Origin of the sequence: Chryseobacterium hagamense (assembly GCF_007991455.1) — a bacterium.
GTDB lineage: Bacteria > Bacteroidota > Bacteroidia > Flavobacteriales > Weeksellaceae > Chryseobacterium > Chryseobacterium hagamense.
On sequence record NZ_BJYJ01000016.1, the window covers coordinates 1 to 14258 of the forward strand.

Annotated in this window: 11 protein-coding genes and 9 tRNA genes; all 20 read left to right on the forward strand. The window is 40.5% G+C overall.

All coding sequences use genetic code 11. From position 1 onward, the window contains the following. Nucleotides 1-102: 102 nt before the first annotated feature. The 20 genes from CHA01nite_RS13705 to CHA01nite_RS13795 all read left to right on the forward strand — a co-directional run bounded on the left by CHA01nite_RS13705 (nt 103) and on the right by CHA01nite_RS13795 (nt 14256). A complete protein-coding gene (locus CHA01nite_RS13705; RefSeq protein ID WP_146942309.1) occupies nt 103-735 on the forward strand; it encodes a conflict system bpX4 domain-containing protein in 633 nt (210 codons plus the stop codon). Nucleotides 736-744: 9 nt separating this feature from the next. Continuing rightward, nucleotides 745-1344, forward strand: coding sequence for a DUF4919 domain-containing protein (locus CHA01nite_RS13710; protein ID WP_146942311.1), 600 nt, complete (start codon nt 745-747; stop codon nt 1342-1344). Between the two features lie 2 nt (nt 1345-1346). After that, nucleotides 1347-2060: a hypothetical protein gene (locus tag CHA01nite_RS13715; RefSeq protein WP_146942313.1), complete on the forward strand. Its 714-nt coding sequence runs from the start codon at nt 1347-1349 to the stop codon at nt 2058-2060. Nucleotides 2061-2167: 107 nt separating this feature from the next. Continuing rightward, nucleotides 2168-3301 carry an AAA family ATPase gene (locus CHA01nite_RS13720; RefSeq protein ID WP_146942315.1) on the forward strand — a complete coding sequence of 378 codons (1134 nt, stop codon included), beginning with the start codon at nt 2168-2170 and terminating at the stop codon, nt 3299-3301. Continuing rightward, a complete protein-coding gene (locus tag CHA01nite_RS13725; RefSeq protein ID WP_146942317.1) occupies nt 3274-4017 on the forward strand; it encodes a hypothetical protein in 744 nt (247 codons plus the stop codon). The genes CHA01nite_RS13720 and CHA01nite_RS13725 overlap by 28 nt, the downstream gene beginning before the upstream one ends. Continuing rightward, nucleotides 4008-6395, forward strand: coding sequence for a hypothetical protein (locus CHA01nite_RS13730; protein ID WP_146942319.1), 2388 nt, complete (start codon nt 4008-4010; stop codon nt 6393-6395). The genes CHA01nite_RS13725 and CHA01nite_RS13730 overlap by 10 nt, the downstream gene beginning before the upstream one ends. Next, complete coding sequence (locus CHA01nite_RS13735; protein ID WP_146942321.1) at nt 6385-8082, forward strand: bpX3 domain-containing protein; 1698 nt, start codon at nt 6385-6387, stop codon at nt 8080-8082. Before CHA01nite_RS13730 ends, CHA01nite_RS13735 begins: the two co-directional genes overlap by 11 nt. Beyond that, a complete protein-coding gene (locus CHA01nite_RS13740) occupies nt 8075-9094 on the forward strand; it encodes a soluble NSF attachment family protein (RefSeq protein WP_146942323.1) in 1020 nt (339 codons plus the stop codon). The genes CHA01nite_RS13735 and CHA01nite_RS13740 overlap by 8 nt, the downstream gene beginning before the upstream one ends. A gap of 27 nt (nt 9095-9121) precedes the next feature. Continuing rightward, nucleotides 9122-9379, forward strand: a complete 258-nt coding sequence (locus CHA01nite_RS13745; RefSeq protein ID WP_146942326.1) for a hypothetical protein — start codon at nt 9122-9124, stop codon at nt 9377-9379. A gap of 841 nt (nt 9380-10220) precedes the next feature. After that, nucleotides 10221-10294, forward strand: a tRNA-Ile gene (locus CHA01nite_RS13755). Between the two features lie 289 nt (nt 10295-10583). Further along, nucleotides 10584-10656: transfer RNA gene (locus tag CHA01nite_RS13760), tRNA-Arg, on the forward strand. 5 nt (nt 10657-10661) lie between these two features. After that, nucleotides 10662-10732: transfer RNA gene (locus tag CHA01nite_RS20520), tRNA-Asp, on the forward strand. A gap of 65 nt (nt 10733-10797) precedes the next feature. Then, a tRNA-Pro gene (locus CHA01nite_RS13765) sits at nt 10798-10869 on the forward strand. Nucleotides 10870-11142: 273 nt separating this feature from the next. After that, nucleotides 11143-11216, forward strand: a tRNA-Lys gene (locus CHA01nite_RS13770). A gap of 346 nt (nt 11217-11562) precedes the next feature. After that, nucleotides 11563-11644, forward strand: a tRNA-Cys gene (locus CHA01nite_RS20525). Nucleotides 11645-11812: 168 nt separating this feature from the next. After that, nucleotides 11813-11897: transfer RNA gene (locus CHA01nite_RS13775), tRNA-Tyr, on the forward strand. A gap of 318 nt (nt 11898-12215) precedes the next feature. Beyond that, a tRNA-Leu gene (locus tag CHA01nite_RS13780) sits at nt 12216-12289 on the forward strand. A gap of 88 nt (nt 12290-12377) precedes the next feature. Beyond that, nucleotides 12378-12450, forward strand: a tRNA-Gln gene (locus CHA01nite_RS13785). A gap of 399 nt (nt 12451-12849) precedes the next feature. Continuing rightward, nucleotides 12850-13335 carry a ribonuclease H-like YkuK family protein gene (locus tag CHA01nite_RS13790; protein ID WP_146942330.1) on the forward strand — a complete coding sequence of 162 codons (486 nt, stop codon included), beginning with the start codon at nt 12850-12852 and terminating at the stop codon, nt 13333-13335. Between the two features lie 186 nt (nt 13336-13521). Beyond that, the gene (locus CHA01nite_RS13795; protein WP_228458420.1) at nt 13522-14256 is read left to right on the forward strand and encodes an ATP-grasp domain-containing protein; all 735 of its coding nucleotides are present in this window, start codon (nt 13522-13524) and stop codon (nt 14254-14256) included. The last annotated feature ends 2 nt before the right edge of the window (nt 14257-14258 follow it).

Here is a 14258-nt window from a genome sequence, read left to right on the forward strand (position 1 = left end):
GATTGCTGATTGCTGATTGCTGATTCCCCATTTATTGTACCGGTTGATCACTCTTTTCAGGAAAAATTCAGAATTCATAAATAATATTTCTATTTTTGTTGGATGACGGAAAACAGATCGCCTTTCCTGGATACCCTTTTTTTACTTCGTCAGGAAGAATGCATTACTATTTTTTCGAATATCCACAACATTTCCAGAAGGGAAGAAGAGGATGCCCTGGATTATTTTCAGACAGAGTTTGAAAAGGAAAGACTTGAGTTTTTATCCGATACAATAATTTGCGATAGGGAAACCGCGGTGTGGGCGGCGAAAGTGCTTTATCACAGTGCCCAGCTTCACCTGATCAGGGAAAATACAGCTGCCGGCTTAGAAAGGTTAATTCCTCCTTTTACAGGAAAGAGAGATGTTTCCGCTTTACTATCTGCTGATCTTTCACTCCGGTTTTTACCACAGATCGTTTCTGCTTTACAGATTGCTGATCCGGAAGATCCTCTGGTACAAATGCTGGAATCTGTTTTAAAGCAATTCCATTATTCTGCCATAGGATTTGATCTGGAACTGGAAGGCGTTAACTGGGAAGAAGAATTAAAAGATAAAACCTACCGGAAATTATACCTGGAGCGAATTGTGGAGAAAAAAGCTTATAAACTGGCTGAAATCCCGCATATCAATCAATTGCTGATTGCCGAATTCGGCCTTTACAAAGATATATTTTGGAAAGAATTAAAACAATAACTGAATAAAATGGAAACTTACGAGAGCGTATTTGAATTCTTAACGGACCCTACCAAAGAGACTTTTCTAAAATGCAGAGAACTTGTCATTAATGATCCGGCTTATGATCCTTATTCCGAAGATACAGGTAATGTTCAGGATCTTCTGAATGAAGGGAAATTTAAGGAAGTGATCAGCTATGTAAACATTAATGTTTTATTGAGTCCGAGTGTTCATATTTTTAAATATTTTGCTCATCGGGAATTAGGTGATGAAAAAGCGATGCGTATTGAAATGAGTATTGCTCAGATTCTTTTTGAATGTATTGAGAAAACAGGAGACGGAACAAGGAACTTACCATATATTGTGACAAGAATTTCGGATGAAAGAGATCTGATCAGATACCATTTTAACAAAGAAGATACAATGCAGAGGCTTATTAAAACAGAAGATCAAATACTGGACGTTCTTTCGCTGACTGATGGCTCAGAGGTATACTTCGATATTTCTGTTCCGTATCGTAGAATCGCTTTTTCATTCAGTAAAAGAAATACCGGAAAAGAAAAAGCAGAACTAAAAGTTGAGCAGCCAAAAAAGAAGAACTGGTGGAATTTTTTAAATAAAAATTAGTGATGGAAATTAATACTGCTGTTACGGTTGGCCTTATATTTTCTACATATGGCTTTTTATTCTGTATTTTATCTTACTATGTCAACATCGGACTTCTTAATATGAAAGTAACGGAAGTAAATGTCTTTTCAACATTTACCAAACCGGTTTACTCCTATATTTTGCAGAACGGAGTTAAAATAAACTTCGGCTACATCCCCATTAATTATAATATAAGTTTTGATATGGGCAACTTTGTAGTGGATTCCGCTGAAGAAAAGAAGTACCTTAAAAAGCTGACTAAAAATATTGCCCTCTTTCAATTGATGATCGTTGCTTTGCTTATTATTGTTGTAAGCTCTGCAAGTCTGATGTCGGGATATAATCCGGCTAAAATTCTTAACGACTTCATCGACAACGGGTATAATCTCCTAGCAGGGAAACGGAGCTTTTCGGAATTCAGGGCCATCGTCCATTCACAATATGCAATATATGGAAAGCATTTTTATATCTTTTTTGTGCTGATGACATATTTTACCTGTATTTCCTTTCTCATGGCATTATCACCGTTATCGATGTATATGAGCATATTTGTCATGTTGTTTATTCTGGGATCCTATTTGGTGATTGGCTTGAAATACTTTGAACTGCCGGTTACTTTTTATATCGATCTTTTAATTTCACTGATAATAAGCGGATTCATCTACTTCTTGTCATTAAGATTTTTTATTAAATAAATCAGCTGAACCTTCGTTTGTTTTATAAATTGGCACCGCTAAAAAAACAGGTGATGAATAAGCTTTGCAGGCTTTACTTAAAAAGCAACCGTAAAAACAATAATTAAATGACGCAAAATACAGAAAAACTAAATAAAGTACTCACTTACGTAAAAGAGACGTTTATCGGCAAAAACGATGTAGTGGATTTGCTGGGAATCTGTCTGCTGGCCAGGGAAAATGCATTTTTGTACGGACCTCCCGGCACAGCAAAATCAGCGATCGTGAGGACTTTGGCTAAAACCATAAAAGACGGTAAAAACTTTGAGTACCTCCTGACCCGTTTTACCGAACCGAATGAAATCTTCGGGCCGTTCGATATCCGTAGATTAAAAGAAGGAGAACTGCTTACCAATACCGAAGGGATGATGCCGGAAGCCTCATTGGTTTTCCTGGATGAAATATTCAATGCGAATTCAGCGATCCTGAATTCCCTGCTGATGGCTTTAAATGAAAAGATGTTCAAAAGAGGAAAAGAAACCAGGCATCTTCCCGCGCTCATGTTTGCGGGAGCGAGCAACGTCCTTCCTGAAGATGAAGCATTGAACGCCCTGTTTGACCGTTTTCTTGTCCGGATCAATGTAGATTATGTAGATCCCGACCTTCTTCATCAGGTACTTCTGGCCGGAAGAAAGCTGGAAAGCAATATTGAGACGGAAATCCCTGAAATTCTTTCGCAGGAAATCCGGGACCTGCAGGAACTTTGTAAGACCATAGACCTGAGACCGGTTTATGAAGTCTATTTAAATACCATCCTTAATCTCAGGAATACGGGAATTGCCATTTCCGACCGCAGAGCCGTAAAACTGCAGAACCTCATCGCAGCAAGTGCCCTAATCTGCGGCAGAAGCGAAGCCATTCTTTCGGATCTGTGGGTATTGAAACACATCTGGGATACCGAAGAACAGATCGAAATTCTGGAAGGGATCATCAACAGGACCATTGAAAAAGACGACCATCCAAAATCTCATCCGCAGGCCATGCAGAACAAAACGCCGGATCCGGAGGAAGTAATGAAAGATGTAAAAATCTTAGTGGAAAAATGGAATGCAGGATCTTTGAGTTTTGAGGAACAGAATGTGATCAAAGATAAATTAAGATACCTTCAGACCCGTTGCGACTGGATCAGGAATCCCGAACAGAAACAGTATATCCAAAAAGAAATCGAAAGTCTATGGCAAAAGATTCTCCAGGCCCTTTAAAAGAATTCCGGGCAGAAATTCCCCGTGCCGATGAAGATTTTTTAGGTTCGGTCCGCGACTGGAAAAATGTTCAGATTGCTCGGGAAGAGGAGGTGATTTGGCTGAAAGGTTTCACGGAGGAGCAGGCGATTTCTCCGGAAATTCAGCAGCTGCCGGATTTTATAATGTATGAATTAAGAGACGGGCTTTTGTTCCGGAAAGATGCACTGGTACCAAGTAAAAAAATGAGAACGGCTTTGCTGTGGACTCCTATTGACCAAGCATTACGCCTGACCTTTCCATCCTTCAACCTTAATTTTTTCGGGATTGATGAGAAAATTGAAGTTAAATTAAAACCCAGCGAGGAGGAACATCCTGCTGCTGCCTTATTGTCTTCGATAAAAGAAATCAGGGAAGCTTTGATTACACTGCCAAAATTTAAATTGGAAAAAATCGATTGGATGGTCATTAATGATAAAGCCTTATTTATCGGACATCCCCTGCTAAGTTTGCCGGGAAAGACATTCTGGTCCAAAGACGGCCATCTTTTACCGGCAGGATACGATTTTGAATTTAAAAACCTGAGTTCCTTGTTGCAGAGAAAATATAATACAGCCCGCGACCAGTGGCTGCTGTGGAATGAAAACGGAAGTCTTTTATCCCTTGATAAAGAAGACTTCCGGAAACTTTCCGTAAGCTCATTCCGTCTCACTGAAAAATCACAGGAATGGAATTAAATGATTATTTACAGTCATATAAAGATTATTTCTGGGAATGGACGACGGATGAAGACGTCCCGGATGATACCGGCTACCACGAAAATAACCTTGTTTCGATTCCGCAGGTGGGGGCCGTGGCTTACAGAGCTTATCTGATTGAAGTGCTGAAGCAGTTTCAGATGATCGGTCTGCCGTTTTTCACGCCTCTTGTGTTGGCACTGTACGCCACCAACGAAGGCTATCTGGATATTAAAGGAATTAAGGAAGGAATACGGAAGCATCCGCTTGCAACGCATGAACAGGTAAAACACCTCATCCGTCCTGCGTTTCAATTTCTGGAGACCCTGAAGTCTTTACCGGCTAAATATAAAAAAGGAAAAAACAGGATACTTCTTCTGCAGACGGTATTTTCCGGAGCGTTTCGTGCCGTCCCGCCGGGGCAATCGGAATATATCATAAAATTCTACTTGAGACACCCTCAGCAAATGGGCGATTCGGCTCGCAAGGCAGAGCTTACGGTTTCCAGATTTTCGAAGGATCTGAATATTTTAGCAACGTTAAATGAAAGATTTCCTTCAGCAGCAACCCTTATTGAAGCCATGAAAGGGTTTACGGATATTCCGGAACTGGAGGATGAAGTCGCGGAAGAAGAAACAACGGTGGAAACCGGTGCGGATTTCATTCAGGAACTCATTGAAGAACCGAAAACGTTCCAGGTCGGAAGCCTGATTAAGAGAATCTGGAGCGGACTGAAAATTCCGATGCGCCATCTTTCGCCGGGAGAACAGCCGATCGGCGGAATTTCGGATATGACGAATAAAGGCGAGCTGCACCGGATGCTCCTCTCAGAATTTGCCAATGAAGATGATGTCTTTATGAACCGGGTGGCCAACAATGAAGCCTTGTATATCCAACGGGAAATTCCCCCCGAAGAAAATATTTTCGAAAGGGTTATCCTGATCGATACTTCCCTGAAAAACTGGGGAACGCCGAAAGTGTTGGCGTTTGCATCAGCCATTGCGGTTATTAAACATCCGAAGGCCCATTCGGCATGTAAAGTTTTTGCATTGGGCCAGAACATCATCCCGATTGCTCTGGACAAAGTAGATGAAGTCTTGGAAAACCTGAATCAGGTAAGTCCGGTTCTGGAAGTCTCGCACACGCTCGAAAGGTTTTTTGAAGAAGAGCATAAGGAGAAAGATCTGGAAGTATTTTTTATCACCCATCAGGAAAATTTAGCCAATCAGAATCTTCAGCGGGTTATCCATGAAAACAGGGACCGCCTTAAATTTCTGGTGACGACTTCCGCAGAGGGTGAGCTGAACTTTTACAAGCATCATAAAGGGACACGGAAACACATCCAGAAGATTATGCTTCCGCTGCAGGAATTATGGGCAAATCCGCCGAAAAGAAACAGAGAGGGCAATTTTCAAGACAACAGTATTAAAACTCCTGTTCCTGAAAATTATCCCCTTTTGTTTCCCACCCCTAAAGACCGGATAAAAACGTTTTTGTACGAGGGCGATTTCTATATTCTGAGCAACAGGAAACAGCTGCTGAAAACGTACCTGTCTGATAATTATTACAACCGGAATATTTACCGGAATATCAGTACCCAAAAGGGCTGTGAAGTCATTGCTGAAAAAATTTCCGTAAGACCGAAAGGCAGTTTTGCACTGGCTAAAGATAAAGCCGGCGATTATATTCTGGCCCAATACCAGCCGGATAAAAAAATCCTGTCGAAGCTGAATCTGAATACAAAGGAATATAACGAAATGAACCTGACGGGGCAGTATATCCCTGAAGATTTTAACCTGATTTATTTTAACCGGAATTTTTATCTGTACCGATCTGATGCGGTTTCGATTTTTAAGATGAACCTGGAAGGTGAGCCTGCTGCGGAGCCAATAAAAAACCACGATGAAATAGTTAAAACCGGAATCAAGATTGATACTGAGCTCCGCAGGCTAAACAATACGGGAATTAAAATATTGAATAATTTCAACAGGATCGGGATTAGCAATGCCGGGGAACTGATCATTGATAAATTTGCTTTGGGGCTTGTAAGCAAAAATGTGTACGGTTTAAGCAGGAATTATAACAGAATTCAGGTACTGGCCATCCGGAGTAAGAACAAATTCATGTTTGATGACGGCAGCGAAGTGATTACGGATTCCCGTGGAATGCTTACTTTTATCAGCAGTAATAAAAATATCCCGGTATTCTATATGCCTTCCACCCATTACGGATATATAGCACTGGCTACCGAAAAAGAATTCGCCGGATCGGAATATTATCTGCCCAAGAATTCAAAACTGAAAATCAGGGAGACGGATGAAATGTACAGGGAATATATGGGCGCCTTTATCAGGCATGTTTTAGAGTATGGAACTTAGAATCAAACCTTTTCTGAAAAACAGCTATCCTAAAAAAGGACTTTTAATCAAAGGTTCCTCACCGCTCGTATGGCTGCATGAGATGGAACTTTTAGGCATCCGTCTGAATGAGGTCATGGCATTTCCGGTTCCTTCTTCCGAACCGAATGTCTTATACGGGTGTTTCCTGGTTTTCGAAAACCTGGCTCCGAATGACATCGGCAGAAATGCGTATTTCCAATGTATCGATGAAAAATTTTTCATTCCTGAGAATACCACATTCTATCCGAAAATCAATCCCGAAGACTGGCATCAGGCCGATGCCGTGTTCCTGATCATGCATCCTGAATTCGGATTGGTAAAACTAAATGAAGAAATCGACTGGATTTCATTAATTCAGAATCCGAAGCCTTCGGAAGATAAAGTTAGGAAACCGTCAAACGGAGTGCGCATTCCACAGAAAATCGAGCGCTTCACGGTGGAAATGGATGATGAAAAAATCCTGGAATCCCTGGAGAAGCCGCAGACCGAAGAAGAATGGATGAAGAATCTGCCGTTCGACATGAGAAAGGTAATGGCCGGCAACAAAAAGGAAATCGAAAAGTATTTAAAGTATATCGAGAAATACCCCGACCGGGCGGTTGAATTAGGCGTTCCTCTGGATATTATGGGAACATCGAGAGGTGACGGTTTCGGAATTTTCAAATTTAAAATCCCCTGGCTGGAAAAAATCTTCGGTAAAAAAGAGGACGATGGTTTCAGTGAAAAATCATCGAAAAGAAATTATGCATGGGTATTCTGGGTGGTCCTGTTAATGCTCGGGTTAGTCAGAGTATTTATAAATCTTAACACAGACAAGTCTGGAGAATCCCCTGAAATTTCTTCGGGTAAAATTCAGACACCCGACAAAACCATGATGGCTCCCATAGTAGCTTATAAGTCAGGTGTTACGGATATCGATCTGAAGATCGATTCCCTGTACGGAAAGAAACGAAGGGGGCTCATGAATGAACAGATGAATGCTTCATTAAGCATGAGCAAACCCGGTGAAAAAACTTATCAGGAATACCTCAAAAACGGCGGAAGGCCAATCGATAAAATTCAGAATGATATCTCTAAGCTGAATGAGCAGACAGATGTGGCAACGGATTCCCTCAAACGGGTTTACCGCAAAAAGATTGTAAAATATCTGGCACAAAGCGAAGGGAAAATCAGGCAAAAAATAACGGATTCCATCCGGAAGACAGGTTCGGGAAAACCGGCGGATGAAGAAATCGTAAAAACCGTCATGAAGAAGAAAGCCATTCTGATAGAAGATTCCCTTGGAAGGCTTTACGGAACCAAAGAATATCCGCAGCTTCCGCCTACAGTGGCCCCGTCAGATTCCGGAAGCAGGAAGGCTGAAGAAAAAAACACCTCTTTTGCCGAAATCTTCTGGCTGATTGTTGCCATGACAGGAGCCGTAGGATTATATTCCTTTTTTGTGAAGAGAAAACCGCTGAATGCAGGAGGTGAGAATATTCCGGGCAGCACCAAGATTTTTTTAATGATCCTGTTGGTCGTTATGCTGGCGTATATTTTCTACCCGCTGATCGGAATGTTCGGCTACAACTGGTTTGTATGGCTTCTCATCATCGCCATTGTATTGCTGCTTTACCGGCTTTTCAGCGAAGACAAAACCATTTTAAAATCGGATAAAGATGAATAGGCAAAAGTTTACAGACAAATTTATGGCGGCCTTTTTTATCCTCGCCATCATCAAAATCATCGGAATTCTGGCGCAGCTCTTCCATCAGAGTTTTTGGAGCGTCGTTGGGACCCTGGTAATCTTTGTCGTCATTGCTTTTATTATTTTAATCGTACTGATGCAGCTGGAAAAGAAGGAAAAGGAGAACAACGCATCAGGAAAAGGAAGAAGCGGCGGAGGAAATTCTTACCTCGAAGCTTCACTGTTTGATAAGATCAGGGACCGGTATGAAGAGCTGGCCCAAAAATACATCAGGGAAAAAGATTATCAGAGGGCCGCCAAAGTATATATGAATCTGCTGAAAGACTACTATCGGGGAGCAAAAACCCTGGAAGACGGAGGATGGTATAATGAAGCTGCCGTAATTTATCTTAAAAAACTGAAGAATAAATCTGAAGCCGCAAACTGTTATGAAAAAGCAAAACAGTATAAAAAAGCGATCGATCTCTACATCGAACTCGGACAGAAAGAAAAAGCAGGTGATTTGTACCGGCAGATGAACGATACCAAAAATGCCAATATCTACTATCAGATGGTGGCTGATGATTATGTAAATAATAACCAAATGGTCAAAGGTTCTCTCATTTACCGCAAAAAAATGGAAATGCCCGATCAGGCACAGAAAATCCTGCTTATAGGCTGGCAGGAAGACCATGAGGCCTTCAATTGCCTGAACAATTACTTTGCTAACATTTCCGATGTTGTAGAATTAGATCGGCAGATCCGGGAACTGTATGGGAAAACGCCTTCGGATAAGAAGATCATTTACCTGGAAGCCATGAAGCATGAATTTAAAAAAGATCCGAAACTCCAATCCACCACAAGAAATATTGCCTACGAAATTATTGCCGAAAAAGTTGCCACCCGATCGGAAATCGTGAATGAGCTGAAATATTTCAACCCGGAGGATGAAGTGGTTCTGAAAGATATTTCGAGATACAAGATGGGGAGGAACAGGATGTTCAGGAATTAATTAATTTGAAAATGTAAAAATTTGAAAATGGATAAGACTGTTAAATATCTTCATTTGAAACACGACGATAAAAATGCATTTCAGATTGTACGGGAAATGACTGACTCATTAAAGACCCCATTATATGCTATCAGGAAAATAAAAGAATTATTTCCACATCTTTCTTTAACTGAAGCTAAAGAAATAGTGATTATGACCGTTACCAAATACAAAAATTTGTATGATTATCAGGACAGCCTGCTTCCCGACCTTGAGGAATTCAGCAGAATACTTAATGAAGACTAAAATCTATAAAAACTGGAAGACTGAGGGCCCAGAAACGATCTTGATTCTATGACCAGGATCAATAAACACTTCTTTGGCTTCAGAAAAATATTTATCTTTGCCGCAACAAATTTATGACAATACAAAGAGCACATATCAGTTTAAATCTATGCGATCGCCCTGTACTAAAGGGATCGTTTGGATATGAAGGAATGATACCGGATGAGGCAAAATGGGCTTGCTTTGAAAAATATTTACACTAATCCCGTAAAAATTAAATCAAAATATAGCAGAAACGCCTCGGATACCGGGGCGTTTTTTGCATTTGTAGGGCAGAAATTATTTAGAATGAAAAAAAATAACCATAAAAGTGAAAAATTTTTAATAAAAAATGAACAATTAATACGAAAATAAAGCGTGATCAGTAACCCGATGAGAGACAGTCATTTAGGTATATAAGACATCTGCAGGATATGGCGGACAGAAATTCTCTATCCTAAATACTAAATATAAATAACTGATTTCCAAGTATTTAATTTAAAAATAAATTTGCGGATTAAAAAATTTCGTCCTTACTTTGCAACCGAAAATTGAAAGCAACAGGTTTTCAGCTTTTCAAAAAAACTTTTTTAAAACAGGAAAAATAAAATGAAACAATTTAACAACATATTCAATTTATCTTCAGGAGAACACGGTGTGCAGCCGATGGGGCAGGGATATGCGTGTGTTATTCTTCTTGATAGTGAAAGGGATAAAAGGTGCTTATATAAATGGGTCAGCTAACAGACTGACACGTGTAAAAATATAAAGCGCCTCCCGAAAAGAGGCGCTTTTTTAATGCCTGGAAATTAAAAAATAAAACAATCCCGTAGCTCAATCGGTTGGAGCATCGACCTGATACGTCGGAGGTTGAGGGTTCGAGTCCCTCCGGGATTACAAAGGTGAATGAGTCAATGGTCAATAGGGAATTTTGCTTCACAAGTGAATGATGAATTTTAAGATGGAAGGTTAGTCAAAATCACGCCGGGGATAAGCTTCACCGCAATTCCACTCCTCTGGAGGGGTGGCGAAAATTCCGAAAGAATTTTTGACGGGGTGGTTTTTATAAGTAAATGCCCAATGGTGAACTTGCTTCGCAAGTGAATGGTGAATTTTAGAATACATTAAAATTGACCATTGACCAGCAGGAATTGACAGGCGAAGCGGATTGACCATTCACATTAAAGGTTCCGTGGCTCAATGGATAGAGCATGGGTTTTCTAAACCCAGGGTTACAGGTTCGAATCCTGTCGGGATCACAAAAGGTTTATTGAGGTAACGGTAACCTTCCCGACTGTCTCTCGGGTACTGCAGGTTCGATTCCCGCATAGACCGCAAAGGTTCACGCAATGATCAGCACCGGCTGTCTCCCGGGAAAGATAATAAAATGGACCTGAAAACTGGAAAGATAACGGTGGTTGTTTACCCGCCTTGGACGCGGGAGGTCGCAGGTTCGAACCCTGCTTTCCAGACAAAAGTGAATAGCCGATGTTGAGTTTTACTTCGCAAGCGAATAGTGAATTTTAAAGCTGAAGGTTAATCAAAAGCACACCGGGAAAAGCCTTAACCGAAATTCCACTCCTCCGGAGGGGTGGCGAAAATTCCGAAAGAATTTTTGACGGGGTGGTTTTTATAAGTGGATAGCCAATGGTGAATTTTGCTAGGCAAGTGAATGGTGAATTTCAGAATAAATTAAAATTCACCATTGCCCCGAAGGAACTGACTATTCACCTTGAATAATAAATAATCTCATAGCTCAAATGGTTAGAGCACCGGTCTTTTAAATCGGGGGTTGAAAGTTCAAATCTTTCTGGGATTACAAAAAGTGTCTGGTCAACAGTGAATTTAAAATTGACAAGCAAAACGAATTGACGATTCACCATTGACTTCAAACTAAATTAATTGTTTCAAAGAGAGAAAGAAAAGCCTGCCGAGCGCAGACGATCTTTAAGCCAAAAAAACACAAAATATACAGGCGGGTTTTTTCTTAACCTCGGGAACAGAACAGAAAAATGAAATAAAGGAAACATAATATAATTTTTAGTGAAATAAAGCCTGTCCAAGCGCAGAAGTTCTTACATCAGATAAAAAATAAGACAGGCTTTGTTTTTAATGAAGATTATAAAGAGGTGAAGATTACTCTATACTTATTACTCATAAAAAACGATGGTTCGCCGAAGCGGGAGAGTCGGGGCGGTCTGCAAAACCGTTGCGTAAGCTGAGTGGGTTCAAATCCCATAACCATCTCAAGTAACTAAAATGAGATAGTTCCGGAGAAAAGGAAAAGCCTGTCGGGCGCAGAAGTTCTTATATCAAACAAAAAATAAGACAGGCTTTATTTTTCTTCAAAAACAAAATGAGAATGAAGCAAAGGATAATTAAAATTACTCATTACCCATTGTTCATTAAAAAAAAGGAAGCACGCCGAAGCGGGAGAGTCGGGGCGGTCTGTAACACCATTGCTTTTGCTGAGCAGGTTCGAATCCTGCTGCTTCCACCAACCGCTGATAATGTAACGGCAGCATGCAGGAAATGTACTCTTGTTGTTCGGGTTCGATTCCCGGTCAGATGGTCAAAAAGTGAATGGTGAATTTTGCTTTGCAAGTGAATCGCCAAGGTAAGATGTAATGGGGATTACCCCTTCATCCGATCCGGCAAAAAGGTAGAGAAAAGTTTGTCAAGCGCAGACGGTCTTTCAAAAGCATTTTTATAAATAAATACAAGCTTTCTCCAACCTTTATTATGAATGGTAGGTGATAAATGATAATCGATAACAACATATTGTGCAAATCGCTTATCTGTTATCAATTATTAATCCGCAGGAATGGTGGAATTGGCAGACACACCTGATTTAGGCTCAGGTTTTTGGGGGTTCGAGTCCCTCTTCCTGTACAAATATGAGTAATGAATAATGATTGCGAGCGCAGATGATAAGATAATTTAATATTACCTATTACCTATTACTCATTATTTATAAAACTGATTCATAGTGTAATTGGTCAGCACACAAGACTTTGACTCTTGTTGTTCAGGTTCAAGTCCTGATGAATCAACGAAAAAGGTGAATGGTCAACGGTGAATTTTGCTTTGCAAGTGAATCGTCAATCAAAACCAGCATAAAATTGACGAGCGAAGCGGATTGATCCACAGGAATTGACTATTGACAAAAGAGAAGGCTAAAGTTTAATCAAAGCACATCTGGCAAAATCCCTAACCGAAATTCCCCTCCTCTGGAGGGGTGGCGAAAATTCTGAAAGAATTTTTGACGGGGTGGTTTTTAATGTGAATAGTAAATTTTGCTCAGCAAATGAATCGTCAATTAAAAACCAGGACAAAACTGGCAAGCGCAGCGGATTGATCCACAGGAATCGACCATACAAATGGTGAATCTCAGGCCAGAACTACCGATTAAAACAGTAATAAATTAACATTCAAACAAATATGTAGAAAAAATGGAAACGCAACAAGAAACATGGCAGAACATGAACGGAAAAATCTTCCGCAATCCTATCACACAGCTGGTAGAAGAAGCCATCCTCCGCGAACAGGCCTTAGGCCACCGACTGAAAGTATGTGTGGGATCAGATTCTCACGTATATGGTGACGCGATCAATTATGCTACGGCAGTCGTATTCATCCGGGAGGGGAAAGGAGCGTTTACCTTTATCAGAAAAGAAAGAGAATTCCAGCGCATCAGCATTAAAGAACGGATGCTGAATGAAGTGAACAAATCCGTAGAAATTGCCTATGCAATCTGTGCGGTCCTGGATGCCTATGGAGTGGAAATGGAGGTACACGCAGACATCAATACCGACCCCGATTTTAAATCCAATGTGGCATTGAAAGATGCAATGGGATATATTCTCGGAATGGGATATGTGTTCAGAGCAAAACCTTTTGCCTTCGCAAGCTCCAATTGCGCCGATATGATGGTGTAACTAGGCGGTAATCAGGATGATATATGCTGAAGTTTTTAATCATAATTTTAATTTCCGTCATCCGGCTTTTATTTTCAATCTAAAAAAAAATTAAAAACCATGAAAACCATTTGAATCATCAACGGAGAAAAATACTGGCCGGATTATTTTGCAGGATATGAGGTAGTTCGGAAGAAAATTCAGACGTTGGAATGCATCGTAAAGGATTCGTCTCTGTATTTTATCGATGCGGACGGAGCCTGTAAGCCGGATGTTATTTTCTGGCGGTTGGGTGCTGTAAATCCCGAAGCAAAGCACCGGAGCATACTGGAATTGATCGATTATTCGGGAATTCCCTGCGTAAATTCAGCTTCCACATTATTGATGGGATACGACCGGTTGTCCATGTTAAACAGATTGAAGAAACTCGGCTTACCCGTTATTGGTTTTAATGTAGCCACCGGAACGGACCAGCTGAAAAATCTTGAAATGCAGTTTCCTTTTGTCATTAAAGTGGGAAACCATCATGGCGGATACGGAAAAAGCCTGGTTACGGGCGAAGAGCAATGGGAGGAGCTGAAAGACCTGCTGTTTATTCACCACGATTATGTGACCACGGAACAGTTTATCGATTACCGATATGACATCCGCTACCTTGCTGTACATGATAAGGTATGGGCGATGAAGAGAAAAGGCAGGTATTGGAAAGCCAATTCTTTAACCCGGAAATATCAGCTCATGGAACCGGAAGAAGAATGGATCGGAAAAGTAAAACAGCTGCAGGAAAACATTGAGGCTGATATTGTGGCGATTGATGTACTCGAAACGGAAAACGGAGAACGGTTTATTTTGGAATACAATGATATTCCGGGATTGTCAGGATTTCCTGAAACGGTAAAAATAGAATTGTCAGAGATAATAAAAAATAAATTAAAACAGTAAAA